Source organism: Microbacterium neimengense (assembly GCF_054782995.1).
Window position 1 is genome coordinate 151,416 of sequence record NZ_BAAGRK010000001.1, and the last position, 24,348, is coordinate 175,763.

Annotated in this window: 20 protein-coding genes and 1 pseudogene; 7 read left to right on the forward strand and 14 right to left on the reverse strand. The window is 69.6% G+C overall.

Translation table 11 applies throughout. The features are described from left to right. Positions 1 to 92 precede the first annotated feature (92 nt). Positions 93 to 537 (forward strand): annotated as a pseudogene (locus ACYVJS_RS00690) (saccharopine dehydrogenase family protein); the annotation flags it as partial. On the opposite strand, the gene ACYVJS_RS00695 reads toward ACYVJS_RS00690, so the two are convergent. After that, positions 528 to 1,517, reverse strand: coding sequence for an asparaginase (locus ACYVJS_RS00695; RefSeq protein WP_460736801.1), 990 nt, complete (start codon positions 1,515 to 1,517; stop codon positions 528 to 530). The pseudogene ACYVJS_RS00690 and the gene ACYVJS_RS00695 overlap by 10 nt on opposite strands. A 47-nt stretch (positions 1,518 to 1,564) precedes the next feature. Here ACYVJS_RS00695 and ACYVJS_RS00700 point away from each other — a divergent pair, with 47 nt between their 5' ends. Then, positions 1,565 to 2,038 (forward strand): OsmC family protein, encoded by a 474-nt coding sequence (locus tag ACYVJS_RS00700; RefSeq protein ID WP_460736803.1) that lies wholly within the window; start codon positions 1,565 to 1,567, stop codon positions 2,036 to 2,038. Positions 2,039 to 2,098: 60 nt separating this feature from the next. Here the strand turns inward: ACYVJS_RS00700 and glpK are convergent, their stop codons facing one another. The 3 genes from glpK to ACYVJS_RS00715 form a co-directional block, all read right to left on the reverse strand. Beyond that, positions 2,099 to 3,610, reverse strand: a complete 1,512-nt coding sequence (gene glpK / locus ACYVJS_RS00705; RefSeq protein WP_460736805.1) for a glycerol kinase GlpK — start codon at positions 3,608 to 3,610, stop codon at positions 2,099 to 2,101. 85 nt (positions 3,611 to 3,695) lie between these two features. After that, positions 3,696 to 4,454 (reverse strand): MIP/aquaporin family protein, encoded by a 759-nt coding sequence (locus ACYVJS_RS00710; protein ID WP_460736807.1) that lies wholly within the window; start codon positions 4,452 to 4,454, stop codon positions 3,696 to 3,698. Positions 4,455 to 4,573: 119 nt separating this feature from the next. Next, positions 4,574 to 6,283, reverse strand: coding sequence for a glycerol-3-phosphate dehydrogenase/oxidase (locus ACYVJS_RS00715; protein ID WP_460736809.1), 1,710 nt, complete (start codon positions 6,281 to 6,283; stop codon positions 4,574 to 4,576). A 114-nt stretch (positions 6,284 to 6,397) separates the two neighbouring features. Between ACYVJS_RS00715 and ACYVJS_RS00720 the strand changes: the two genes are divergently transcribed. After that, complete coding sequence (locus tag ACYVJS_RS00720) at positions 6,398 to 7,435, forward strand: sugar-binding transcriptional regulator (RefSeq protein ID WP_460736811.1); 1,038 nt, start codon at positions 6,398 to 6,400, stop codon at positions 7,433 to 7,435. Here ACYVJS_RS00720 and dhaM read toward each other — a convergent pair. The 4 genes from dhaM to ACYVJS_RS00740 all read right to left on the reverse strand — a co-directional run bounded on the left by dhaM (position 7,378) and on the right by ACYVJS_RS00740 (position 10,647). Continuing rightward, complete coding sequence (gene dhaM / locus ACYVJS_RS00725) at positions 7,378 to 8,121, reverse strand: dihydroxyacetone kinase phosphoryl donor subunit DhaM (protein WP_460736813.1); 744 nt, start codon at positions 8,119 to 8,121, stop codon at positions 7,378 to 7,380. The two genes, ACYVJS_RS00720 and dhaM, sit on opposite strands and share 58 nt — an antisense overlap. Beyond that, positions 8,118 to 8,756 (reverse strand): dihydroxyacetone kinase subunit DhaL, encoded by a 639-nt coding sequence (gene dhaL / locus ACYVJS_RS00730; RefSeq protein WP_460736815.1) that lies wholly within the window; start codon positions 8,754 to 8,756, stop codon positions 8,118 to 8,120. Before dhaL ends, dhaM begins: the two co-directional genes overlap by 4 nt. Positions 8,757 to 8,763: 7 nt before the next feature. Continuing rightward, positions 8,764 to 9,759, reverse strand: coding sequence for a dihydroxyacetone kinase subunit DhaK (dhaK, locus tag ACYVJS_RS00735; protein ID WP_460736817.1), 996 nt, complete (start codon positions 9,757 to 9,759; stop codon positions 8,764 to 8,766). A gap of 96 nt (positions 9,760 to 9,855) precedes the next feature. Continuing rightward, complete coding sequence (locus ACYVJS_RS00740; protein WP_137416489.1) at positions 9,856 to 10,647, reverse strand: lysophospholipid acyltransferase family protein; 792 nt, start codon at positions 10,645 to 10,647, stop codon at positions 9,856 to 9,858. Positions 10,648 to 10,757: 110 nt separating this feature from the next. Here ACYVJS_RS00740 and ACYVJS_RS00745 point away from each other — a divergent pair, with 110 nt between their 5' ends. Then, positions 10,758 to 11,714 carry an FKBP-type peptidyl-prolyl cis-trans isomerase gene (locus tag ACYVJS_RS00745; protein WP_460736819.1) on the forward strand — a complete coding sequence of 319 codons (957 nt, stop codon included), beginning with the start codon at positions 10,758 to 10,760 and terminating at the stop codon, positions 11,712 to 11,714. Positions 11,715 to 11,718: 4 nt separating this feature from the next. Further along, positions 11,719 to 12,807 (forward strand): 1-deoxy-D-xylulose-5-phosphate reductoisomerase, encoded by a 1,089-nt coding sequence (gene dxr, locus ACYVJS_RS00750; protein WP_460736821.1) that lies wholly within the window; start codon positions 11,719 to 11,721, stop codon positions 12,805 to 12,807. Here the strand turns inward: dxr and pflA are convergent. The 3 genes from pflA to ACYVJS_RS00765 form a co-directional block, all read right to left on the reverse strand. Next, positions 12,801 to 13,703 (reverse strand): pyruvate formate-lyase-activating protein, encoded by a 903-nt coding sequence (gene pflA / locus ACYVJS_RS00755; protein WP_460736823.1) that lies wholly within the window; start codon positions 13,701 to 13,703, stop codon positions 12,801 to 12,803. The genes dxr and pflA overlap by 7 nt on opposite strands. A 7-nt stretch (positions 13,704 to 13,710) precedes the next feature. Beyond that, positions 13,711 to 15,987, reverse strand: a complete 2,277-nt coding sequence (gene pflB, locus ACYVJS_RS00760; protein WP_460736825.1) for a formate C-acetyltransferase — start codon at positions 15,985 to 15,987, stop codon at positions 13,711 to 13,713. Positions 15,988 to 16,232: 245 nt separating this feature from the next. After that, the gene (locus ACYVJS_RS00765; RefSeq protein ID WP_460736827.1) at positions 16,233 to 17,843 is read right to left on the reverse strand and encodes a Mur ligase family protein; all 1,611 of its coding nucleotides are present in this window, start codon (positions 17,841 to 17,843) and stop codon (positions 16,233 to 16,235) included. A gap of 90 nt (positions 17,844 to 17,933) precedes the next feature. Between ACYVJS_RS00765 and ACYVJS_RS00770 the strand changes: the two genes are divergently transcribed. Next, on the forward strand, positions 17,934 to 19,229 hold the full coding sequence (locus ACYVJS_RS00770; RefSeq protein WP_460736829.1) for a M50 family metallopeptidase: 1,296 nt from the start codon (positions 17,934 to 17,936) through the stop codon (positions 19,227 to 19,229). A 6-nt stretch (positions 19,230 to 19,235) separates the two neighbouring features. Here the strand turns inward: ACYVJS_RS00770 and ACYVJS_RS00775 are convergent, their stop codons facing one another. Continuing rightward, on the reverse strand, positions 19,236 to 21,131 hold the full coding sequence (locus ACYVJS_RS00775) for an anthranilate synthase family protein (RefSeq protein WP_460736831.1): 1,896 nt from the start codon (positions 21,129 to 21,131) through the stop codon (positions 19,236 to 19,238). A 241-nt stretch (positions 21,132 to 21,372) separates the two neighbouring features. Between ACYVJS_RS00775 and ispG the strand changes: the two genes are divergently transcribed. After that, a complete protein-coding gene (gene ispG / locus ACYVJS_RS00780; RefSeq protein ID WP_460737084.1) occupies positions 21,373 to 22,503 on the forward strand; it encodes a flavodoxin-dependent (E)-4-hydroxy-3-methylbut-2-enyl-diphosphate synthase in 1,131 nt (376 codons plus the stop codon). Between the two features lie 113 nt (positions 22,504 to 22,616). Here the strand turns inward: ispG and ACYVJS_RS00785 are convergent, their stop codons facing one another. Next, positions 22,617 to 23,636, reverse strand: coding sequence for a 1-aminocyclopropane-1-carboxylate deaminase (locus ACYVJS_RS00785; protein WP_460736833.1), 1,020 nt, complete (start codon positions 23,634 to 23,636; stop codon positions 22,617 to 22,619). Beyond that, positions 23,633 to 24,319: a GntR family transcriptional regulator gene (locus ACYVJS_RS00790; protein ID WP_460736835.1), complete on the reverse strand. Its 687-nt coding sequence runs from the start codon at positions 24,317 to 24,319 to the stop codon at positions 23,633 to 23,635. The genes ACYVJS_RS00785 and ACYVJS_RS00790 overlap by 4 nt, the downstream gene beginning before the upstream one ends. Between the last annotated feature and the right edge of the window lie 29 nt (positions 24,320 to 24,348).

Sequence of the window (24,348 nt, forward strand, 5' to 3'; positions counted from 1 at the left end):
CCTCGTCATCGGCGCCGGAGGTGTCGGCTCCGCCGCGGCCCGCATCGCCGTCCGTCGCGACGTGGATGCATCCGATGCGGCATCGGTCACGGGTGGAACCCGGGCTGTCGGACGTGTTCGCTGCGCTACGCGCAGGACGAACTGTTCGATGAGATCGACGAGCTCGGCGTGCGCGACGGCGCGAACCTCGTCGTCGAGGGGTACGACTTCGCGCCCTCGTTCTCCCTCTGGACGACGATCGAGGAGTGCCTGAACCCGCCGGTGATCTACGAGAAGGACCGAGGGCGGTACACGACGGCTCCGTTCTCGGAGCCGGAGGTCCTCGACTTCCCCGAGGGGATCGGGCCGGTGGAATGCGTGAACGTGGAGCACGAGGAAGTCCTCCTCCTGCCGCGCTGGACGAACGCGAAGCGCGTCACGTTCAAGTACGGCCTGGGCGACGAGTTCATCCAGGTGCTGCAGGTGCTGCACAAGACGGGGCTCGACCGCACAGACCCCGTGACTGTGAAGGGTGTCGAGGAGGGAGATCAGACCGTCGGACGGATGACGCCGACGATCGCGTCGCCGCCGTGAATGGCGAGGGAGAGGTCGCGACGCGCCGCATCCGCCTCGGACGTCGCGAGCGCGCCCGCGCGCTCGAGCAGACGCAGCCCCACCGTCGCCGTGGCGCGCGAGGACCCGTCGAGCATCTTCACGGCGGCCGTGGTCCCGTCCGGGGCCACCATGACGACGAGTCCTTCGGCGCCCGTCTTCGTGAACACGCCGGTGCGTTCGATGATCACGGTGTCCGGGCGGCCCGGGCCGTCGATCGTCCACGGGTTCTCCCGGACGGCGCTCATGAGTGTCGCGGCGCTGCGGTGCAGGGCGAACGGGGAACGCTCCGAGGACGTCCCCATGCGATGCAGGGCACGGGCGAGGCCCGTGAGCGTCAACGCCGGCACGGGAGCGCCGCACCCGTCGACCGCTGTCGCGAGCGGACGCTCGCCGGTCAGGCGCTCCACGACCTCGCGGATGTGCTGCTGCAGCGGGTGTGCGGGATCCAGATAGCCGTCGGTGTCCCAGCCGGTCGCGCGGCAGGCGAGCAGCATCGCGGCGTGCTTGCCGGAGCAGTTCATCCGGATGCGGGAGCGCGTCGCGTGATCGCGCACCATCTCGTCGCGGGTGGCCGTGTCGGCGGGCCAGGCCGGTGGGCATCCGAGGTCGTCCTCGGTGCACCCTGCATCCTCCAGGATGGAGCGCACCACGGCGACGTGCCTCTCGGTTCCCGCGTGGCTGGCGGTGGCGAGGCCGAGCCGCTCGCCCTCCAGCGCAGCCCCGGCGGTCACGCATGCCAGGGCCTGCAGAGGCTTGAGGGTGGAGCGCGGCAGCACGGCGGATGCGGGATCGCCATGGGTGGCGAGCACGGTACCGTCGGACGCGAGGACCACGGCGGAGCCGATGTGACGGGACTCGACGAACCCGCTGCGTTCCACGACGGCGAGCTCGACGGCGGCGGTGGCGGAGAACGTTTCGGGCATCCTCTCAGCGTAGTCGGCGCCCGCATCCGCCATGGCAGACTGTGCCCATGTCTGGCACCCACCACTACCGCCTGAACGCGCTCTGGACCGGCAACCGCGGCACCGGAACGAGCGGCTACCGCGACTATGACCGCGACGTCACTCTGACGATCGACGGCAAGCCGGAGGTGCGGGGTTCCGCGGACAAGCCGTTCCGGGGCGACCCGGGGCGCTGGAACCCCGAGGACATGCTCCTGGCCGCCCTCAGCCAGTGCCATCTGCTGTCGTACCTGCACGCGTGCGTCGTGGCGGGCGTGGTCGTGGTGTCGTACGAGGACGCCGCCGAAGGCACGATGATCGACGACGGCTCGGGGGCGGGTCGCTTCACCGACGTGCTGCTGAAGCCCCGCGTGGTCGTGGCCGACGCGTCGATGATCCCGGCCGCCGAGGCCGCACACGCCACAGCCCACGAGTGGTGTTTCATCGCGAACTCGGTCAACTTCCCGGTGCGGCACCAAGCGCAGGTCGCGGCGGCCCGCTGAGAGTCGGCGTGGAGACGCCCCGCGGGTCGGAACCCGCGGGGCGTCTCGACGTTCGGAGAATCAGCGCACGTCGTCGTCGACCCAGTCCATGGACTTGGTGACGGCCTTCTTCCACAGGCGCAGCTGACGGTCGCGCTCCTCGGGATCCATGTTCGGCTCCCAGCGCTTGTCCTCCTGCCAGTTGGCGCGCAGGTCGTCCAGGTTGTCCCAGAATCCGACGGCAAGGCCCGCGGCATACGCAGCGCCCAGAGCCGTGGTCTCGGCGACGACCGGTCGCACGACCGGGACGCCCAGGATGTCGGCCTGGAACTGCATCAGGGCGTCGTTGGCGGTCATGCCGCCGTCGACCTTCAGCTCGGTCAGGTCGACGCCGGAATCGGCGTTGACCGCGTCGAGCACCTCGCGCGACTGGAAGGCGGTCGCCTCGAGGGCGGCGCGGGCGATGTGCCCCTTGTTGACGTAGCGGGTCATACCGACGATCGCGCCACGGGCGTCCGGGCGCCAGTACGGGGCGAACAGGCCCGAGAATGCCGGCACGAAGTACACGCCGCCGTTGTCGTCGACGCTCTCGGCGAGCTTCTCGACCTCGGGCGCGGACGAGATGATGCCGAGCTGGTCGCGCAGCCACTGGATGAGGGATCCGGTGACGGCGATCGAGCCTTCGAGGGCGTAGTGCGCCGGGCCGTCGCCGAGCTTGTAGCCGAGAGTCGTCAGCAGACCATTCTTGGAGCGGACGATCTCCTCACCCGTCTGGAAGATCAGGAAGTTCCCGGTGCCGTAGGTGTTCTTGCTCTCGCCCGGGTCGTACGCCGCCTGACCGAAGGTCGCGGCCTGCTGGTCGCCGAGGATGCCGGCGACGGGGGTCTCGCGCAGCAGCGACGACGACTCGGCGTTGCCGTAGACCTCGGAGGAGGAGCGGATCTCCGGCATCATCGAGCGCGGCACGCCGAAGTCGGCGAGGATGTCGTCGCGCCACTGCAGCGTCTCGAGGTCCATGAACAGCGTCCGGCTCGCGTTGGTGACGTCCGTCGCGTGGACGCCGCCGTCGGTGCCGCCGGTGAGGTTCCAGAGCACCCATGAGTCGGTCGTGCCGAAGATCAGGTCGCCGGCCTCCGCCTTCTCGCGCGCTCCCTCCACGTTCTCGAGGATCCACACGATCTTGGTTCCGGAGAAGTACGTCGCCAGCGGCAGGCCCACGATGTCCTTGTAGCGGTCGGTGTCGCCGTCTGCCAGACGATCGACGATCGACTGCGTGCGGGTGTCCTGCCAGACGATCGCGTTGTAGACGGACTTTCCGGTGTTCTTGTCCCAGACCACCGCGGTCTCACGCTGGTTGGTGATGCCGATCGCGGCGATGTCGTGGCGGGTGATGTCGGCGCGGCTCAGCGCGAGGCCGATGACCTCCTGGGTGTTGCGCCAGATCTCGGCGGGGTCGTGCTCGACCCAGCCCGCCTTCGGGAAGATCTGCTCGTGCTCCTTCTGCCCGACGGAGATCACGCTTCCCTTGCGGTCGAAGATCATCGCGCGCGTCGAGGTGGTGCCCTGGTCGATGGCGAGGACGTAGTCAGCCATTGGATGGACTTCCTTGTCTGTTGGTTCGGATGGTGGGGAGGGTGGGGGGCGCACGGATGCGCCGCCCACCCGGGAGTGGGTCGGATCAGGCGGCGACGAAGCCCAGAAGGAACGGCGCGGCGATACCGGCGAGCGTTCCACCGATGAGCGGGCCTACGACCGGCACCCACGAGTAGGACCAGTCGCTGGAGCCCTTGCCCTTGATGGGCAGGATGGCGTGGGCGATGCGCGGGCCCAGGTCGCGGGCAGGGTTGATCGCATACCCGGTCGGGCCACCGAGGGAGGCTCCGATGCCGACCACCAGCAGGGCCACCGGCACGGCGGCGAGACCCCCGAGGCCACCGGGGACGCCGATGTCGGCGACGCCGTAGTCACGGAATCCGAAGATCACGAACACCAGCACGAAGGTCGCGATGATCTCCGTCATGAGGTTCCAGCCGTACGAGCGGATCGCCGGCCCCGTGGAGAAGACCCCGAGCTTGTTCGCCGGGTCGGGCTCGTCGTCGAAGTGCTGCTTGTAGGCGACCCAGCACAGGACGGCTCCGATGATGGCACCCAGCATCTGGGCGAGCACCGCGATCGCGAACTGGGTGACGCTGATGTCGCCGTGTACGAGAAGTCCGATGGACACGGCCGGGTTCAGCTGTGCACCGGAGTACGCCGAGACGATCACACCGGCGAAGACCGCGAGGCCCCAGCCCCAGTTGACGAGGAGGAATCCGCCGCCGTTACCCTTCGTCTTCGCCAGAGCGACGTTCGCAACCACACCGCAACCGAGCAACAGCAGCATTGCCGTTCCCACGGTTTCGGAGAGGAAGTACAAACCGAGATTGACTTCGTTCATGTCTTCATTGACCTTTCAGTGATGCCCGCCTGTCGCCCTTCGTGCGGCGGGATATCGGGTTGCTCTGAACCTAGAGCGGGTGTGCGGGCGCGCACCAGAGGACGCGCCCGCACGTTCTCTCAGGAAGCCAGCCGTCCGCCCTCCGCGAGGTCGATACGGTGGTCCTCCCGAAGGACCTGGGTGGCGTGAGCGACCTCTTCGCTCACGCGGGCCTCGTCCCACCCGAGCGGCTCGGCGATCGCCTCGGCGGCCTCCTGGAGGGTGGCCGAGCTGAGCCCGCCGACGAAGGCGATGTCCGTGCGGCGCAGCAGCAGGTCGATGAGGTGCACGACCTGCTCGGTGCGCGCGAGGTAGGCGAGTTCCTCGCGGAAGTAGCCGTGCGCGTGCTCGAGCTCGGTCGGCTGCGCCGGGAGGTCGGCGAGGACGGCCTCGGCGCGCGTGCCGTAGCGGTCCAGCAGACTGAGCACGAGGGATGCCGAGTGACGTCCGCTGCGCTCGGCGACCCACGCGCGGCGGGCTTCCGGTGTCATCGGGTAGCCCTTGCCGCCGCCGATCGCCAGGCCCTGCGTGCTCACGCGGTGCGTGCGGCCCAGCTTCTCGAGCGCACGGGTGCTGAGGTGCTCCGCCAGCGCGCGGAAGGTCGTCCACTTGCCGCCGACGAGGCTGAGGGTCGGCGTCTTGCCCAGTGTGCCGTCGACGATCCGGTAGTCGCGGGAGACGAAGCCGGGGGCCGTGTCGTCGTGACGCGGCAACGGGCGGATGCCGGAGAACGTGTAGACGATCTGAGACCGATCGACCTCGATCGTCGGGAACACATGGCGCACGAGGTCGAAGAAGTACTGGATCTCGTCGTCGGTGCAGGTGACCTTGTTGGAGGGGTCGGCATCGATATCGGTGGTGCCCACGAGGACGCGGCCCTTGAGCGGGTAGATCAGCACGATGCGCCCGTCCGAGTGCTCGAAGAAGATCTCCCGACCGCGGGTGGCCGCCAGCAGCTCCGGATTGTCGAGCACGATGTGCGAGCCCTTGGTGCCACCCATGTAGCGGGTCGGGGTGCCGAGGGCGGCGTTGGTGAGGTCCGTCCACGGGCCCGACGTGTTCAGCACCACCTTGGCCGCCACAGTGAACTCGGTGCCGGTGACCTCATCGCGAAGCAGCACGCCGGTCTCGTCCGCGCCGATCGCCGTGACGTAGTTCGCGGCCATCGCGGAGCCGTCCTCGAGGCCGTCCGAGAGCACATCCAGGGCGAGGCGTTCCGGGTCGTGCATGGAAGCGTCGTAGTAGGTCGCCGTGTAAGCGAGCCCCTCGTTCAACTTGGGGAAGTCGGCGAGCGACTTCTTCTTGCCCACGAAACGGTGCCGCGGGACGGAGCCGCCGTCGCGCGAGAACGTGTCGTAGATCACGAGGCCGATCTTGATCAGCAGCGCACCGCGCTCGTTGGGCTTGCCGCGCCCATGCGTGACCAGCAGTCGGAAGGGAGCGGACAGGATTCCCGAGAATGTCTTGAAGATCGGGATCGTCGTCGGCAGCGGCCGCACGTAGTGCGGGGCGGTCTTCAGGAGCGCGTTGCGCTCGGTGACCGCCTCCTTGACGAGGCGGAACTCGCCGTTCTCGAGGTAGCGCACGCCGCCGTGCACCATGTGGCTGGACGCGCTCGACGCACCGGAGACGAAGTCTCCGCGTTCGACCAGGGCCGCTTTGACGCCCTGGAGGGAGAGGTCGCGGAGCGTGGCGATGCCGTTGATCCCGCCGCCCACGATGAGAACGTCGAGATCCTGAGCGTCGCGGATCTGTGCGACCTGGGGCCGCAGCGAGGGGGAGAGCGACATGTCGTCGTCGACCTTTCGTATCGATGGAACCTTCGCAGGTTGCATGGAAGTGGGACATCGTCGCAAGTTCTCTGCACAAACGTGCAGAATGGTGTAACGGGCGAAGGGATGATCATGGCGGAGGCCGGGTCGATGAAGGTGCGCGACGCATTGCGCGCGGCACAGCTGTACTACTTGCAGGACCTCACGATGGAGGCGATCGCGCGCGAGATGCACACCTCCCGCTCCTCGGTCTCGCGCCTGATCTCCCATGCCCGCGACACGGGCCTGGTGTCGATCTCGGTCCACTCTCCGCTCGCGGCGCGCAGCCAGATCGAGGAGAGGCTGGCGGAGCGGTTCGGCATCACGGTGCACATCGTGCCCACCACGAGTCACATCGGCGAGGCCGAGCGTCTGGACCGCACCGCGTTGTCGGCGGCGCGCATCCTCAGCGAGCACGTCGACTCCTCGATGACGGTCGGCATCGCGTGGGGGTCGACGCTCTCGGCGATCGCCCGTCACCTGCCGACCAAGCGCACCCACGACACGCACGTGGTGCAGATGAACGGGGCGGCCAACGGGCACACCTTCGGCGTTCCCTACGCGGGCGAGATCCTGTCGAGATTCGGCGCGGCGTGGTCGGCCTCCGTGCACCATTTCCCGGTGCCTGCGCTGTTCGACGAGGCGGCGACGAAGGAGGCGATGTGGCGCGAGCGATCGGTGCGCGCCGTCCTGCAGATGCAGCGTCGCGTCGGCCTGTTCGTCTTCGGGCTCGGATCGCCCCGCGCCGCTGTTCCCTCGCACGTCTACTCGGGCGACTACTTCGACCAGCGCGATCTGGCGCTCATCGAGCAGGAAGGCGTCGTCGGCGACTGTGCGACGATGTTCTACCGCATTGACGGATCCTCAGACATCCCGTCGCTGAATCTGCGATCCAGCGGCCCCGATCTCGACGACGTCCGCCGCATCCCGCGGCGCTTCTGCGTCATGTCGGGTCTGTCGAAGATCGACGCGCTGCAGGGCGCCCTGGCCGCAGGCCTCATCACCGACCTCGTGCTCGAGGAGACCGTCGCCCGGCGGCTCATGAGCCTGTCGCGCATGAGCCCCCGGGCGTCTCAGAGCTCCCCGAAGCCGTCTTCGACGAGGGCGCGCAGCGCGTCGATCGCCGGCTGAGCCTCGCGCCCCCGCGCGCGCACTCGGACGCGCGCTCCGCGCCCGATGCCCAGGGCGATGAGCGCGAGCAGGCTCGCCGCGGAGACCGGACCCGAACCCGCGTCGACGTTCTCGATCTCCACTAGGGCGTCGAAGCGCGCCGCCGTCTTCACGAATGTGGCCGCAGGCCGCGCGTGCAGTCCCGAGGGATTGACGACGACCGCCTCGAACGACGCCTCGTCACCGCCGGGCGCCGGCTCGCTCACAGGAACAGGCGGTTCCGGCGCTGACTCGTCGGGCCCTGGCTCCGCCCCCAGGTGGCGTGCCTTCTGCGCATAGGCGGCGCCGAGCTCGGCGTTGATGCTCGTCCAGTCGGCTCCCGTCGCCGCGAGCACGACCGCCGCCACGAGCCCTTCTACGAAGGGTGCAGAACTGAGATGCACCCGGTCGGGTTGCTCGACGAACTCGAGCGCCATCTCGGCGCTCAACACGGCGGAGCCGAGATCCATCAGCACGACGACGTCCTCAGCCGCATCGAGCCGGTCGACGGATGCGGCGATGGCCGCCGCATCCGTGCCGAATCCGCCGTCCGCAGAGCCCGCGGCTATCTCGATCGGGGGCATCGCCCCGGCGACCATCTGGGTGGCGAGGGCGACGGCGGCCTCGGCGAGCGGACGGCTGTGGGAGACGACGACGAAGCCGATCATGCGGCCGTCACCGCATCCCGGAGCGTCGTGAACAGCAGCGCCGTGGACGTCGCGCCCGGATCCTGATGACCGGCGCTGCGTTCGCCGAGATAGCTCGCGCGGCCCTTGCGCGCCACGAGCGGGATGGTGGCGTCCCGGCCGGAGTCGGCCGCGTCGGCCGCGGCGGATGCGGCCGACGCGAGGTCGGATCCCGCCGCCACCGCCCCCTCCCAGGCGTCGACGGCCGGAAGCATCGCATCGAGCATCGTCTTGTCGCCCGGTTCGGCCTTGCCCCGTGTGCGCACGCCCTCCGCGCCGGCGCGCAGCGCGGTGCCGAAGGCCGCGGCGTCGAGCTCCGCGATGGCGCCCGCCGCCACCCCGAGACGCAGGAAGAACGTGCCGTACAGCGGCCCGCTCGCCCCACCGACCGTCGACACGAGCGTCATCCCGGCGGTCTTGAACAGCGCGGCCGCATCCGCCGGCGGCGTCGCCTGCACCGCCGCCACGACGGCCTCCATCCCGCGTGCCATGTTGGAGCCGTGGTCGGCGTCGCCGATGACGGAGTCGAGCTCGGTGAGTTCTGCCTGGTGCTGCGCGATCTGGTCGCGGAAGCCGGAGATCCAGGCGCCCAGCGTCTCGAGGGTGGCTGCGGTCATCGCGCTCTCACGCTCCCCAGCGCAGGCCCGGCGTGACGACGGGGGCATCCCAGAGGCGTACGAACTCGTCGTCGGCCCGCACGACGGTCAGTGACGCGCCGGCCATGTCGAGACTCGTGATGTAGTCGCCGACGAGCACGCGGCGAACGTCGAAGCCCGCCTCCGTCAGCAGCGGCGCGATCTCGCCGTACAGGAGGTACTGCTCGATCAGGGGAGTGGCCCCGAGCCCCGACAGCAGCACGATGGCGTCGCCGCGCGCGTCGCCGAAGTCGTGCACGATCGGGTCGACGAGCATGCGCGCGATCTCGTGCGCACTGGCGAGGGCGACACGCGAACGTCCGGGTTCGCCGTGGATGCCGACGCCCACCTCCATCTCGTCCTCCGGGAGGTCGAAGGTCGGCTTGCCCGCCGCCGGCACGGTGCAGCTGGTCAAGGCGACGCCCATGGAACGCCCGTTCTCGCTGACGCGGGTGGCGAGGGCGGCGAGGGCGTCGAGGTCCAGGCCTTCCTCGGCGGCCGCGCCCACGATCTTCTCGAGCACCACCGTCGTTCCCACACCCCGCCGTCCCGCCGTCCAGGTGGAGTCCTGCACGGCGACGTCGTCGGCGACCACGACGGATTCGACGCGCACGCCCTCGGCGGTGGCGAGCTCTGCCGCCATCTCGAAGTTGAGGACGTCGCCGGTGTAGTTCTTCACGATGTGCAGCACACCGGTGCCCGAGTCCGCGCCGACGGTGGCCGCCAGGATCTGGTCGGGCGTCGGCGAGGTGAACACCTCGCCCGCGCAGGCGGCGTCGAGCATCCCGGTGCCCACGAACCCGCCGTGCATGGGCTCGTGTCCGGAGCCGCCGCCGGAGACCAGCGCGACCTTGCCGGGGCGCGTCGCCTCGGCGCGGAAGATGACGCGGTTCGTGGAATCGACGCGCAGTTCGGGATGTGCGAGTCGGATGCCGGTCAGAGCATCGGAGAGTACCTGGGCCGGGTCGTTGATGAACTTCTTCACGGATGCCTCCTCATTGTGGCTTCGCAGACGCTCTGAATCTCCACCCGGTGGGGTCGAGCGTCAAGTGCCGAAGGCCGTGAATGAGAAAGTGTGCCGTCAGAGGCGCTCGTGAGGCAGGACCCGCTTGATGCGTTCGATCGCGCCGTGCGCGGGCACCTCGTTGTACGTGCCCGCCAGTTCCTGCTCCGAAAGGGCGTGGATCGCCGCCATGAGTTCGTCGGTCGCCGCGCGGCGTGCTCGTCCGGAGCTGGCGGGACCATGGGCCGAGAGATCGAGCGGTTCGCCGAAACGGATCGTGACGCGCGGCTTCGTGCGGGGGAACTTCGCCCCCACGGGCATCGCTTCGTTCGTGCCGATGAGACCGACCGGCACCACCGGTGCCCCGGTCTGGAGAGCGAGAAAGGCGACGCCGGTGCGCCCCTTGTAGAGCCTGCCGTCGAGTGAGCGAGTGCCCTCGGGGTACAGCGCGATGGCCTTGCCGGCCTCCAGCATCCGCTTCTGCTGGTCGAGTGCATCCAGCGCGGCCTGGCCCGCGCCGCGCTCGACGGGGTTCGCCCCGAGCCCGAGGAAGATCTGCCGGGAGAGCCAGCCCTTGAGCCCGGGGCCGTCGAAGTAGCTCGACTTCGCGAGGAACTGCACCGGGCGGGGCGCTGCCATGGGAATGGCGAAGGAGTCGATGAAGGAGAGGTGGTTCGCGGCGAAGATGACCGGTCCCGTGCGCGGCACGTTCTGGCGCCCCTCGATGCGCGGCCGGTAGGCGACGCGCGCCAGCGGGGCCAGGACGCGGCGCCCGAGGAAGTAGGCGAAGCCGACATCCGTAACCGGCTTGGATTCGGATGCGCGCGGATCGGGGACGTTCTCCGCGTCGCGGCTCTGCGCATCTGTCACCGTACGAGGCTACTGCGGATTCCATTCCCTCCGGCGCATGAGGCCTCGTCGGACCCTCTCAGCGGGGGCATGGGCGGATGCGGGATGATGGGTGGGCCCCGCACCGATTCATGGAGGTTCCCGTGCGCCGTCCGCTCTACATCCTGTCCGCACTCGCGGTCAGCGCCCTCGCGCTCGCCGGATGCTCCGCCGCATCCTCGCCCGACGCGACCTCCACGCCCGCCGCGAGCGCTGCTGCCGATCTCTGCGCGGACGTCGCCTCCTCGGGGGCCGCTTCCGACGCGGTCACCGTGTCGGGCGAGTTCGGTCAGCAGCCGACCGCGACCTTCACCGCTCCGTTGGACATCTCGGACGTCGAGCGCACCGTGATCACCGAGGGCACCGGCACTCCCATCGCCGCGGGCGACTACGTGTCGTACGCGCTGTCGGCCTTCGACGCCGCCACGGGGCAGCTGCAGGGATCCGTTGGTTACGACGGCACACCCGTGCAGCCGCAGCCCGTCGCCGCGGAGAGCGTGCTCGGCAAGGTCCTCGGCTGCGCCACCCCCGGGACCCGCGTCGTCGCGACCCTGCCCGCGAGCAGCAACAGCGCCGCACAGGTGTTCGTCGTGGATCTCCTCTCCTCGACGCCCGAGGCGCAGTGGTGCCAGGCCGAGCCGTTCTCGGGCGAGGCGCCCACCGTGACCTTCACCGATGACAAGCCCACGATCACCATTCCGGCATCCGCCCCGGAGGACGGCGTTCGCGTCGACGTGCTCAAGCAGGGCGACGGCGACACCGTCGGTGCCGGCGACACGGTCGAGGTCAACTACGCGGGTGTGAAGTGGTCGGATGGCTCGACGTTCGACTCGAGCTACGACCGCGGCCAGACCGCGAGCTTCTCCACCGATGGCGTGGTCGTCGGCTTCAAGCGTGCGCTGGAAGGTCAGAAGGTCGGCTCGCAGGTGCTGGTGTCGATGTCGCCGGCGTGCGGCTATGGCGAGGCGGGGTCGTCGCAGCAGCAGCTTGCAGGCGAGACGCTCGTCTTCGTCATCGACATCGTCTCCACCAAGCCGACCGAGGGCTGATCCCGTGCGGCGCGTCGTCGTCCTCGGCTCCACCGGGTCGATCGGCACCCAGGCGCTGGAGGTGATCCGGAACAATCCGGATCGCTTCCGCATCGCGGGCCTGGCCGCGGGCACGGACCGCGCGGGCCTCGAGGCGCAGGCGGCCGAGTTCGGCGTCGCCGACACGGCGCTCGGAGCCGTCGAGGCCGAGGCGCTCGTCCGCGGCGTCGAGGCGGATGTCGTGCTCAACGGCATCACGGGCTCCGTCGGGCTCGGTCCGACCCTGGCCGCGCTCGAGGAGGGACGCACGCTCGCGCTCGCGAACAAGGAGTCGCTCATCGTCGGCGGTGAGCTGGTGACCGCCCTCGCCGCGCCGGGCCAGATCGTCCCGGTGGACTCCGAACACTCGGCGATCGCACAGGCGCTGCGGTCGGGAGAGTCCTCCGAAGTGCGCCGACTCGTGCTCACCGCATCCGGAGGACCGTTCCGAGGACGCACGCGCGAGCAGCTCGCCACGGCCACGCCTGCCGAGGCTCTCGCCCACCCGACGTGGGACATGGGACGCGTGGTGACCACCAACTCGGCGAGCCTGGTGAACAAGGGACTCGAGGTCATCGAGGCGCATCTGCTCTTCGACGTTCCCTATGCCGACATCGACGTCGTGGTGCATCCGCAGTCGATCGTCCACTCCATGGTCGAGTTCGTGGACGGGTCCACCATCGCCCAGGCATCGCCGCCGGATATGCGTCTGCCGATCTCGCTAGGCCTGGACTGGCCGCACCGGGTGACCGGTGTCGGCACACCGCTCGATTTCACCCGTGCGTCGACGTGGACGTTCGAGCCGCTCGACGAGGCGGCGTTCCCTGCGGTCGCGCTCGCCAAGAGCGTGGGGGAGGCGGGGCGCACGTATCCTGCGGTGTTCAACGCGGCCAACGAGCAGGCCGTCGATGCGTTCCACGACGGACGGATCGGATTCCTCGACATCCTCGACATCGTCCGTCGCGTGGTCGATCTGCACGAGGCCCCCGCGACGCTGAGTCGCGAGGGCCTGGCGGATGCCGAGAGCTGGGCGCGTCGTGCGGCGGATGCGGCTGTGGCAGCGTCCGGTCAGTAGACCGTCAGCCCCTCCGCCGCGAACTGCGCGCGCACCCGATCGATGAGTTCCTTCTCGGGTGCGGGAGTGTCTTCCAGGGGGTAGGTGCGTCCCAGCTCGTGCCACTTGTCGCGACCCATCTGGTGGAACGGCAGGACCTCGACACGCGTGACGGTACCGGGGCGGATCTCATTCAGGGATGCGGCGTAGCGGGCGACGGCGGCGACGTTGTCGACCTCGTCGGTGAGGCCCGGGACGAGGACGAACCGGACCCAGACCTCAACTTCGCCCTGGCGTGCGAGCCGCTCACCGAACTCGAGGGTCGGCTCGAGTTCGCGGCCCGTGACGCGGCGGTAGGTGTCGGGGTCTCCCGACTTCACGTCCAGCAGGACTAGGTCGGTGTCGGCGAGCATCTCATCGGATGCGTGCGCTCCCAGGTAGCCGGAGGTGTCGAGCGCCGTGTGGATCCCCATCGCCTTGGCGCCGCGGATCAGCCGGGCGGCGAACGCGGGCTGCATGAGCACCTCGCCTCCGGAGATCGTGAGACCGCCGCCGGTGGCGCGGAAGACGCCGAGGTACCTGCGCAGGCGCTCGAGCACCGCATCCGCGGTCACGGGGACGCCGTCCTTCATGGCGAAGGTGTCCGGGTTCTGGCAGTACAGGCACCGCAGCGGGCAGCCGTTCAGGAACAGGGTCAGGCGCGTTCCGGGGCCGTCGACAGCCGTCACCAGCTCCCAGGAGTGTACGGACCCGAGCTCGCCGGAGCGCATCGCGGCGAGACGCCCCGCGCGGTCGATGTCGGCGACCTCGAGGCCGTGGAGGCCGGCACCACCGCGACGGGTGGTGCCGGCCTCCACGGCTGGAGCATCGAGCTGCACCGCGTCCCGGGGGAGCGGAGTGCCCAGCAGCACGGTCATGAGTGCCTCACATCCCCCCGTGGAAGGTGCGGGAGAGCACGTCCAGCTGCTGCTCGCGCGTCAGCCGCACGAAGTTCACGGCGTAGCCGGACACCCGGATCGTCAGCTGCGGGTACGCCTCGGGGTTCTCCATGGCGTCCAGCAGCGTCTCGCGGTTCAACACGTTGACGTTCATGTGGTAGCCGTTCGAGCTGAAGTACGCGTCCAACAGTCCCGCCAGGTTGTGGGAACGCTCGTCGGCGGTGCGGCCGAGGCCGGCAGGCACGATCGTGTTCGTCAGCGAGATCCCGTCCTGGGCCTCCGTGTACGGCACCTTCGCGACCGAGAGCGCCGAGGCCAGCATCCCGTGGGTGTCACGTCCGTTCATCGGGTTCGCGCCCGGTGCGAACGGTTCGCCGGCCCGGCGCCCATCGGGGGTGTTCCCCGTGGCCTTGCCGTAGACCACATTCGAGGTGATCGTCAGCACGGACTGCGTCGGCAGCGCGTTGCGATACATCGGGTAACGGCGAAGCTTCGCCATGAACCGCTCGACGAGCTCCACGGCGATCGCGTCCGCTCGGTCGTCGTCGTTGCCGTAGGCGGGGAAGACGCCCTCCGTGCGGTAGTCGACGACGATGCCGCGCTCGTCTCGGATCGGGGTGACGGTGGCGTACTTGATCGCGGAGAGCGAGTCCGCCGCGACCGAGAGGCCGGCGATGCCGAAGGCCATCGTGCGCAGCACGTCCTTGTCGTGAAGCGCCATCTCGAGGCGCTCGTACGCGTACTTGTCGTGCGACCAGTGGATGCAGTTCAGTGCCTCGACGTAGGTCGCGGCGAGCCAGTCCATCATCCGGTCGAAGCGTGCGTCGACGTCGGCGTAGTCGAGGGGGCCGTCGCCGACGGGCGTCTCCTCGGGGGCGATCTGCTCGCCGGTGACCTCGTCGCGTCCGCCGTTGATGGCGTACAGGAGGGTCTTGGCGAGGTTCACGCGCGCGCCGAAGAACTGCATCTGCTTGCCGACGCGCATCGGGGACACGCAGCAGGCGATGGCCGCGTCGTCGCCCCACTGGGCGCGGATGAGGTCATCCGACTCGTACTGGACGGCCGACGTGTCGATCGAGACCTGCGCGCAGAAGTTCTTGAAGCCCTCGGGCAGCTGCTCGCTCCAGAACACGGTCATGTTCGGCTCGGGTGCGGGACCCAGGTTGTAGAGCGTCTGAAGGTAGCGGAAGGAGGTGCGCGTCACCAGCGGCCGGCCGTCCTCGCCGACGCCGCCGATCGTCTCGGTGACCCAGGTCGGGTCGCCGGAGAACAGCTGGTCGTATTCGGGGGTGCGGAGGAACCGCACGATCCGCAGCTTGATCACGAAGTCGTCGACGATCTCCTGGGCTTCGCTCTCGGTGAGCAGCCCTCGTTCGAGGTCGCGCTGGACGAACACGTCGAGGAAGGTCGAGGTACGACCGAGCGACATCGCCGCGCCGTTCTGCTCCTTCACCGAACCGAGGTAGGCGAAGTAGAGCCACTGGACGGCCTCGCGAGCGGTCGTGGCGGGTCCGGAGATGTCGTAGCCGTAGGAGGCGGCCATCTGCTTCAGCTCGCCCAGGGCGCGGATCTGCTCGGCGTGCTCTTCGCGGGCGCGCACGATGTCCTCCGAGAACGGCGTCGTGTCGAGGCCGAGCTTGTCGATCTTCTTCGCGGCGATGAGCGCGTCGACGCCGTAGAGCGCCACGCGGCGGTAGTCGCCGATGATGCGGCCGCGGCCGTAGGCGTCGGGCAGGCCCGTGATGATGTGCGACCGACGGGCGGCGCGCACCGAGGGGGAGTACACGTCGAAGACGCCCTCGTTGTGGGTCTTGCGGTACTGCGTGTAGATCGCCTTGAGGGTCTCGTCGACCTCGTAGCCGTAGGTCTTGAGGGCGCCCTCGACCATCCGCCATCCGCCGTTGGGCATGATCGCGCGCTTGAGAGGCGCATCGGTCTGGAGGCCGACGATGAGCTCGTCGTCCTTCGCGATGTAGCCGGGCTGGTGAGCGGTGATGGCGGCGGGCGTGTAGGGGTCGATGTCGTAGACGCCGCGCTCGCGCTCCTCGGGGAACATGGCAGCCAGCGTGTTCCACACGCGCGTCGTGCGCTCGGTGGATCCCGCGAGGAACGAGCCGTCGCCGGTGTACGGGGTGTAGTTGCGCTGGATGAAGTCGCGCACGTCGACGCCGTCCTGCCACGGGCCGGCCGTGAAGCCGTCCCAGGCCTGGGGCTGGGCGTCCTGCGCGTCGCGGGATACTCCTGCGGGGGTGACGATGCTCATGATGTCGCTTCCTTGTCCTCGTGGGGCCGGTCGCGTCGGGGTGGTGCTCGTCGTCGGGCGCCCGCCCGGCGGGCCTGTTGTCACGCTAGACCCGGGCTGCGGCGGTGTTCGGAGTGTGCACGCCGTGAATAATCAGAGAGGTCAGACCACTGACTTCCTTGTGTGGGAACAACAAGGTTCTCGGCACGCCAGGGACCAAGGTCCTGCGCGCGACAGGAGTCGCCGCGGAGCGGACGGATGCGGGTTCAGTGCTCGTAGGGAACGGGCCAGCGCGGCTCGGGAACGGGCCACCCGGCATCCCGCAGCGCGCGGCGAGCGAGCTCGCGGGCGGAGTACGGCGTGCGCTGCCCGCGGATGTCGCGGTAGTCCTGGTGACCGGGTCCGGCCCAGAGGATCGCGTCGCCCTCGCCGACCAGCGCGACGGCCTCGATGATCGCGCGCTCGGGCGGCGAGAACTCGTGGATCTCGGCATCCGGACGTGCGCGGCGAGCCCCCTCGATGAGGGTCGCCCGGATCGAGGTCGGTTCCTCGAAACGCGGATGGTGGTCGGTGATGACGAGGATGTCGCTACCCTCGGCGCCGGTGCGCCCCATGTCGTGGCGCTTCGTCGTGTCACGGTCGCCGTCCGCGCCGAACAGCATCAGCACGCGGCCGGGGGTGACACGGCGGACGGCGGCGAGGGTCTTCTCGAAGGCGTCGGGCGAATGCCCGAAGTCCACGTACACGGCAGGTCCCGCATCTCCCGACACCCGTTCGGTGCGACCCGGCAGGTAGGCATCGATGCGTGAGCCGTCCAGCGCGTCCACAAGACGCCGCCACGGATAGCCGCCTTCGTGCATCATGACGATCGCGAGCGCCGCATTGGCCGCCATGTGGCGGCCGATGACCGGCACCACTGTTTCGAGGCGCTCGCCGGCAGGGCCGTGCAGGGCGAACCGGGTGCCTTCCTGCCGCTCGTCGATGATCTCAACCCGCCACTCCGCGGTCGCGGCGAGCTCGGCGTCGGCGGCGATGTCGGGCGTCGCGATGGTCGTGAACGGGATCTCGCAGCGCGCCACGACGTCGGCCGCTGCGGCCGAGTCGAGCGAGATGACGGCACGGCGGGCGCGGTCGGGGCGGAACAGCGGGAGCTTCGCCTCGAGGTACTCCTGCATGTCTGCGTAGTCGTCGAGGTGGTCGTGGGTGAGGTTCGTGAAGGCGGCGACGTCGAAGACGATCCCGTCTACGCGGTGGCGGCTGAGCGCCTGTGCGCTCACCTCGACGGCGACGGCCTCGACGCCTCGCTCGCGCATGAGCGCGAGGAGAGCGTGGAATTCCGACGCCTCCGGGGTGGTCAGTCGCGAGACGATCACCTGGCCGGCGATGTGACGCTCGGCGGTGGAGGAGAGCCCCGTGACGACACCGAGTTGCGACAGCATGCCCTCGAGGAGGTGGGAGACGCTCGTCTTGCCGTTGGTCCCCGTGGTGGCGAACAGGAGCGGGAGATCGTCGTCGACGCCCGTGCCGTAGACCCACGCGGAGAGCTCGCCCATCCGCGCGCGCGGGTTCTCGAGGACGAGCACCGGCACGGCGGATGCGCCGATGAGCTCGGCGCCCGCCGCATCCGTGATGATCGCGACCGCGCCGCGTTCGATCGCCTGAGCCGCGAACTCCGCGCCGTGGCGGTTCACGCCACGGAGGGCGACGAACGCCTCACCCGGGCGGAGATCGGCGGTCGCGAGCGTGATCCCGTGCAGCGAGACGCCCCGCGCGTCGCCGCGGACCTCTGCTCCGAAGCGGTTCGCGAGGTCGCCCAGCGCCCGCGTCGGAGGGTTCTCTGGGCGCAGGACCGGGGGCAGATTCGCGGGCGATGACATGGCGCTCCATTCAATCAGACGCGGTCCGTGCTCGTGGCTCGCCGTGGCCGTGCACGGCTCGCTCAAAGCCGTCGCCGCTACGGTGGTGCGGTGACGATCCTCGCCTTCGTGATCGGTGTCGTGGTGCTCGTCGTCGGCCTCGCCGTCTCGATCGCCCTCCACGAAATCGGCCATCTCCTGCCCGCCAAGGCGTTCGGCGTGCGCGTCGGGCAGTACATGATCGGCTTCGGCCCGACGCTGTTCTCGCGTCGCCGGGGCGAGACGGAGTACGGCGTCAAACTGCTGCCGCTGGGCGGCTACATCTCGATGGCGGGCATGTACCCGCCCGCGCCGGCGCTCGAAGAGGACTCCGCACCGCCCCGTCGCGCGGCTCGGCGGCGCGTGTCGTCCCGCTTCTTCGGCACGCTCGTGCAGGATGCCCGCGAGGCCAACGCCGAGACGCTGATCGGCGCCGAGGACCGCACCTTCTACCGGCTCCCCGTCTACAAGCGGGTCATCATCATGCTGGGCGGCCCCTTCATGAACCTCCTGCAGGCGATCGTGCTCTTCACGATCCTCTTCAGCGGAATCGGGGTGCAGACGGCGACGACGACCGTGTCCTCGCTCAGCGAGTGCGTTCCGGCGTCCTCCACGTCCCAGGAGTGCGCCTCCTCCGCAGCGCCCGCCGAGCAGGCCGGCCTCGAGCCGGGTGACACCATCGTCTCGATCGACGGCCAGCCGGTCGCCGACTTCGCGGAGGCGACCGCGCTCATCCAGGCGTCGCCGGGGCGGGCGATGAACTTCGTCATCGAGCGCGATGGCACGCAGCGCACGGTGACCATCACCCCTGCGGCCATTCCCAAGGGCGACGACCCGAGCACGGAGATCGGCTTCATCGGGGTGCGCCCCACCGGCGCACTGGTCGCTCAGCCGCTGTGGGCGGGTCCCCAGGCGGCGATCGAGAACGTGGGTGCCGTCGCCGGCATCATCGTGAAGCTGCCGGTGATGGTGGCAGAGACCGCTTCGACGCTCGTCACCGGCGCCGAACGCGACCCGAACGGTCCGCTCAGCGTCGTGGGTGCGGGCGTGATCGCGGGCGAGATGGCGTCCTCGTCCTCGCCGATCGTCAACCGCGTGGCCGGCATCATCGGCCTGTTGGGCTCGCTGAACATCGCGCTGTTCGTCTTCAACCTCGTGCCGCTGCTGCCGCTCGACGGCGGTCACGTCGTCGTCGCCCTGTGGGACGGCATCAAGAAGTGGTGGGCCCGCATCGCCCGCCGACCCGCTCCCCGCCCGGTGGACGCGACCAAGCTCGTCCCGGTGACATTCGTCGTCGTGGCGGCGCTCGCGGTCATGGGCGGCGTGCTGATCCTGGCAGATCTGATCAACCCGCTGTCGCTGATCTGAGCGGCGTCAGGCCGCTGGCGCTCCCAGGGCGGCGGAGATGAGGCGCTCGAGGGTCCGCATCCCGTCGCGGGACAGGATGGACTCCAGGTGCCCCTGCACCGAGGCGAACCCGTCTCCGCGCAGCGCATAGACGTCGCCGGACACCGGATCGGCCGACACCTCGGCGCCGTCGATGACCGACGTGCCCGGTGCGACGCGCGCGGTGAAGGTGTTGTAGAAGCCGATGGATGCGGGCTCGCCGAACACGTCCACCTCGAGCTGCAGGCCCTGGTGCGGACGCGCCAGCGGCGCGAGGGCGAGGCCGAGCCGGTCCGCAAGGATCTGGTGGCTGAGACACACGGCGAGCAGCGGCCGGCGGGCATCCAGCCGGGCACCGACGATCTCGCGCATCCGACGGATGCGGGCGCTGTCATCGTCGCGGGGGTCGCCGGGACCCGGGCCCGCGATGACGAGATCCGCCGCGTCGAGCGTGGCCGCGTCCGCGACGCTCCAATCGACGATCGTCGTCTCGAGACCGAGGTGTCGTAGCTGGTGCGCGAGCATCGTCGTGAAGCGGTCCTCCGCATCCACGACGACCGCCGTGCGGCCGGCGAACGGGCCGTCGGAGGAGCCGCCCTGCGGGTTCAACCAGAACGCTGCGAGGCGGGAGTTGCGGGAGGCGAGGAGGGCGGCGATGTCCGGATCCTCCGCGAGGGGTCGGGCAGCGGCGGGTGCGTCGGGGTCCGCGACGCGCGTGCGGGGGACGGCGCCGATGGCACCCAGCACGCCCGCGGCCTTGCCGTGGGTTTCGCCGACCTCGCCATCGGGGTCCGAGTGGCGGACGAGCGTGGCGCCGACCGGTACCCGCAGGCGGCCGTCGACGAGGTAGGCGGTGCGGATGAGGATGGGTGCGTCGAGGTCGTGGCCGGTGCCTGCCGCATCCGCGGTCGGCGTGAACAGCGCAGCGACCCCGGAGTAGTAGCCGCGCGGCTCGGTCTCGTGTCGGGCGATCACGGTGCACGCGTTCTGCATGGGCGAACCGGTCACCGTGGGCGCGAACATCGTCTCGCGCAGAATGGTGCGAGGATCCAGTCGCGACGAGCCGCGCAGCATGTACTCCGTGTGCGTGAGCCGCGACATCTCTTTGAGATGCGGGCCGGTGATGCGTCCGCCGTCGGAGCAGACGGCGCTCATCATCTTGAGCTCCTCGTCCACGACCATGAAGAGCTCTTCGGTCTCCTTGGTCGACTCCAGGAACTCGGCCAGCGTCTCGACCGTCGCGCCGGTGTCGGGATGACGGAAGGTGCCGGAGATCGGATTCATCGTGACGATGCCGCCCCGGGCACTCACGTGGGCCTCGGGGCTCGCACCGACGGCGACGTGCCCGTCGGTGACCACCGCGAAGGTCCAGTACGCGCCGCGCTCGTGCTCGAGCAGAGCGCGGAACCAGGTAAGCGCGGTGACGCGCGGGTCGGCCGTCACCGACGCGGTGAAGTCACGCCGGATGACGAAGTTCGCGCCCTCCCCCCGGCCGATCTCGTCGGCGATGACGGTGCGGACGATACCGGCGTACGTCTCGTCCGACATGTCGAAGCCCGCATCCTCGAGAGGGACGGGCGTCGTGGGGAGGGCGGCGAGCACCTCCGTGCGCGGAAGCGAGCGATGCTCGGTGACGACCAGGCAGCGCAGTGGCGCTCCGTCGTCGTGGCAGACGAAGCCGCGCTCGCGCACCTGCCGGTACGGCACGAGCGCCAGTACCTCGCGGGGGGTGCCGTCGGCGTCGTGCAGCGGGATGTCCGCGAGCAGCTCGACGTCCACGACCTCGCCGGTGAGCACCTCGACGGTCTGCGGGTCGCGCGCGATGAGCGCGAACGGCGCGGCGGATGCGGTCAGCTCGCTGATCAGGGAGGCGGCGTTGTCCATCTTGGTCGTTCCTTCGTCCAGAAAGCGGCCGCCTCATGAAGAAGGACCGCCCGGGGGCGGTCCGTGTCGCACACGCACACCGCCTACGCGGTGTGCCACCAGGTGCGGTTCGTGTGCATGGCGAGAAAGTACCACATCCATCCATGACCGCTCGGTGACGTCGGGCCGACCGTGCGCAAGCCTCGGTCCCCACACAGGAGCGGGCGCGTAGGCTGATCGCGTGCCAGCCGTGAACCTCGGGATGCCGCGCGTCCCGGAAATCCTCGCCCCGCGTCGCAAGAGCCGTCAGATCCGGGTCGGCAAGGTGCTCGTCGGCGGAGACGCGCCCGTCAGCGTGCAGTCGATGACGACGACCAAGACGACCGACATCAACGCGACGCTGCAGCAGATCGCGGAGCTGACCGCATCCGGTTGCGAGATCGTGCGCGTCGCGGTTCCCAGCCAGGACGACGCGGATGTGCTGCACATCATCGCGAAGAAGAGCCAGATCCCGGTCATCGCCGACATCCACTTCCAGCCGAAGTACGTGTTCCAGGCGATCGATGCCGGATGCGCCGCAGTCCGGGTGAACCCCGGCAACATCCGCCAGTTCGACGACAAGGTGGGCGAGATCGCCAAGGCCGCATCGGCGGCGGGGGTCTCGCTTCGCATCGGCGTCAACGCCGGCTCGCTCGACAAGCGTCTGCTCGAGAAGTACGGCAAGGCCACCCCCGAAGCGCTCATGGAGAGCGCCGTCTGGGAGGCGTCGCTGTTCGAGGAGCACGACTTCCACGACTTCAAGATCTCCGTCAAGCACAATGATCCGGTCGTGATGGTGAAGGCGTACCGCCTGCTCGCCGAGCGCGGCGACTGGCCGCTGCACTTGGGCGTCACCGAGGCGGGCCCGGCATTCCAGGGCACGATCAAGTCGGCCACCGCCTTCGGCATCCTGCTCTCCGAGGGCATCGGCGACACCATCCGTGTCTCGCTGTCCGCGCCTCCTGCCGAGGAGGTCAAGGTCGGCCACCAGATCCTGCAGTCGCTGAACCTCCGCGAACGCAAGCTCGAGATCGTCTCGTGTCCCTCGTGCGGCCGCGCGCAGGTCGATGTCTACACGCTGGCCGACGATGTGACCGAGGGGCTCAAGGACATGACCGTGCCGCTGCGCGTCGCCGTCATGGGCTGCGTCGTCAACGGACCCGGTGAGGCGCGCGACGCCGACCTCGGCGTCGCCAGCGGCAACGGCAAGGGGCAGATCTTCGTCAAGGGCGAGGTCGTGAAGACCGTGCCCGAGAGCGAGATCGTCGCGACCCTGATCGCGGAGGCCAACCGCATCGCGGCCGAGATGGGCCCCGACGCTCCGCTGGGCACGACCCAGGTCGTCACCGCCTGACCTGCCCGCATCCGGTCGCCGAGTCGCACCTCCGGCATCCAGTGCGCTGGCCGCTCCACACGCACGAGCGCCTCGCATCCGCGCGACGGATGCGAGGCGCTCCGCTGAGAGGGTCAGCTCCAGAGGGAGTGGTAGGCGTTGATCGCCGGCTGACCGCCGAGGTGCGCGTAGAGCACCGTGGAATCCTTCGGGATGTCGCCGGAGCCGACGAGGTCGATGAGCCCCGCCAGCGACTTGCCCTCGTACACGGGGTCGGTGATCATCGCCTCGAGCTGGGCGCCCAGTGCGATCGCCTCCATGGTCGAGTCGACGGGAATCCCGTAGAGATCGCCCGCCCAGCCCTCGAGCACCTGGATCTCGTCGTCGCGTAGGTCGCGGCCCAGCTCGATGAGCTCGGCCGTGGCGCGGGCGATGCGGCCGACCTGGTCGCGGGTCTTGGCGAGCGTCGCGGATGCGTCGATGCCGAGCACTCGGCGCTTCACGCCGGTGAGGTCCTCCAGTGCGGCGAAGCCGGCGATCATGCCGGCGTGAGTGGAGCCGGTCACCGTGCACACGACGATCGTGTCGAAGAAGACGCCGAGCTGTCGCTCCTGCTCCGCGACTTCGAAGGCCCAGTTGGCGAAGCCGAGACCGCCTAGCGGGTGCTCGGACGCTCCGGCAGGGATCGGGTACGGCGTGCCGCCGGCGTCCTCCACCTCCGCGAGAGCCTGCCGCCACGAATCCCGTATGCCGATGTCGAAGCCGGCGTCGTCCAGCCGCGAGTCCGCTCCCATCATGCGTGAGAGCAGGATGTTGCCGACCTTGTCGTTGGTGGGGTCATCCCAAGGCACCCACTTCTCCTGCACGAGGCGCGCCTTCAGACCCAGGTGGGCGGCGACGGCGGCGACCGCGCGCGTGTGGTTCGACTGGTAGCCGCCGATAGACACGAGGGTGTCCGCCCCCGAGGCGAGCACGTCCGGGACGATGTACTCGAGCTTGCGCACCTTGTTGCCTCCGAAGGCGAGTCCGCTGGAGACGTCTTCGCGCTTGGCCCACACCTCGGCGCCGCCGAGGTGCTGGGTGAGACGCTTCAGGTGCTGCAGCGGGCTGGGCCCGAATGTGAGCGAGTGGCGGGGGAACTGGTCGAGCTTCATGCGGAGTGCTCCTCGAGTGTCGGGCTGTCGGGGGTCTGCGGCTGCTCGACGGCGAGGCTCTGCCAGGTCTGTTCGGCGAGGACCGCGGCGCCGGCGACATCGCCGGCCGCGCACAGCTCGATGAGTCGCGCGTGGCGTAGGGCCGAGGCGTGCCCCTCGGTCGAGCCGAAGCGCAGCCGCTCTGCGCGCTGGAGCACGGGTTCGTACTGTCCCAGAACGGTGCGTACCGCGGCGTTTCCGGATGCGGCGAGGGCCACATCGTGGAACGCACGGTCGGCGGCGAGGGCGGCCTCGACGTCGCCGGCGGCGTGCGCGGCGGTGAAGGCGGCGTTCGCCTGCCGCATCCGTTGGATGTCGTCCGAGGTCAGGCGGGGGATCGCCGTCTCGACCGCCAGCCGGTGCATGGCCGCGACGACCGCCTGCGCGTCGCGGACGCTCGGCGGGTCGATCGGTGCGACGACCGTGGAGCGGCCCGGAAGCGCGCGCACGAGCCCCGACCGACCGAGCTCCAGCAGGGCCTCTCGGACCGGCGTGCGGCTCACTCCGAGCCACGCGGCGATCTCCGTGTCGCGCAGTCGTTCGTCGGGTGCGAGGGTGCCGTCGACGATCGCGTCGCGCAGGCGCACGTAGACCTCGTCGCGCAGTAATGACCGAGGCGGAAGGGTCTGCGAGGGAATCGGCATGCAATATATTGCGCACGACGGCACCCTCC

Coding starts and splice junctions, on each gene's coding strand:
- ACYVJS_RS00695 (WP_460736801.1), bottom strand. CDS start 1,517: ATGCCCGAAACGTTCTCCGCCACCGCCGCCGTCGAGCTCGCCGTCGTG.
- dhaL (WP_460736815.1), bottom strand. CDS start 8,756: ATGACCGCAGCCACCCTCGAGACGCTGGGCGCCTGGATCTCCGGCTTC.
- pflA (WP_460736823.1), bottom strand. CDS start 13,703: ATGACCGTGCTGCTGGGCACTCCGCTCCCCCGGGACGCGGTGCAGCTC.
- ACYVJS_RS00715 (WP_460736809.1), bottom strand. CDS start 6,283: ATGTCGCTCTCCCCCTCGCTGCGGCCCCAGGTCGCACAGATCCGCGAC.
- ACYVJS_RS00785 (WP_460736833.1), bottom strand. CDS start 23,636: ATGAAGCTCGACCAGTTCCCCCGCCACTCGCTCACATTCGGGCCCAGC.
- ACYVJS_RS00700 (WP_460736803.1), top strand. CDS start 1,565: ATGTCTGGCACCCACCACTACCGCCTGAACGCGCTCTGGACCGGCAAC.
- ACYVJS_RS00720 (WP_460736811.1), top strand. CDS start 6,398: ATGGCGGAGGCCGGGTCGATGAAGGTGCGCGACGCATTGCGCGCGGCA.
- ACYVJS_RS00775 (WP_460736831.1), bottom strand. CDS start 21,131: ATGGACAACGCCGCCTCCCTGATCAGCGAGCTGACCGCATCCGCCGCG.
- pflB (WP_460736825.1), bottom strand. CDS start 15,987: ATGAGCATCGTCACCCCCGCAGGAGTATCCCGCGACGCGCAGGACGCC.
- ACYVJS_RS00745 (WP_460736819.1), top strand. CDS start 10,758: ATGGAGGTTCCCGTGCGCCGTCCGCTCTACATCCTGTCCGCACTCGCG.
- ispG (WP_460737084.1), top strand. CDS start 21,373: ATGCCGCGCGTCCCGGAAATCCTCGCCCCGCGTCGCAAGAGCCGTCAG.
- dhaM (WP_460736813.1), bottom strand. CDS start 8,121: ATGATCGGCTTCGTCGTCGTCTCCCACAGCCGTCCGCTCGCCGAGGCC.
- ACYVJS_RS00765 (WP_460736827.1), bottom strand. CDS start 17,843: ATGTCATCGCCCGCGAATCTGCCCCCGGTCCTGCGCCCAGAGAACCCT.
- glpK (WP_460736805.1), bottom strand. CDS start 3,610: ATGGCTGACTACGTCCTCGCCATCGACCAGGGCACCACCTCGACGCGC.
- ACYVJS_RS00710 (WP_460736807.1), bottom strand. CDS start 4,454: ATGAACGAAGTCAATCTCGGTTTGTACTTCCTCTCCGAAACCGTGGGA.
- ACYVJS_RS00790 (WP_460736835.1), bottom strand. CDS start 24,319: ATGCCGATTCCCTCGCAGACCCTTCCGCCTCGGTCATTACTGCGCGAC.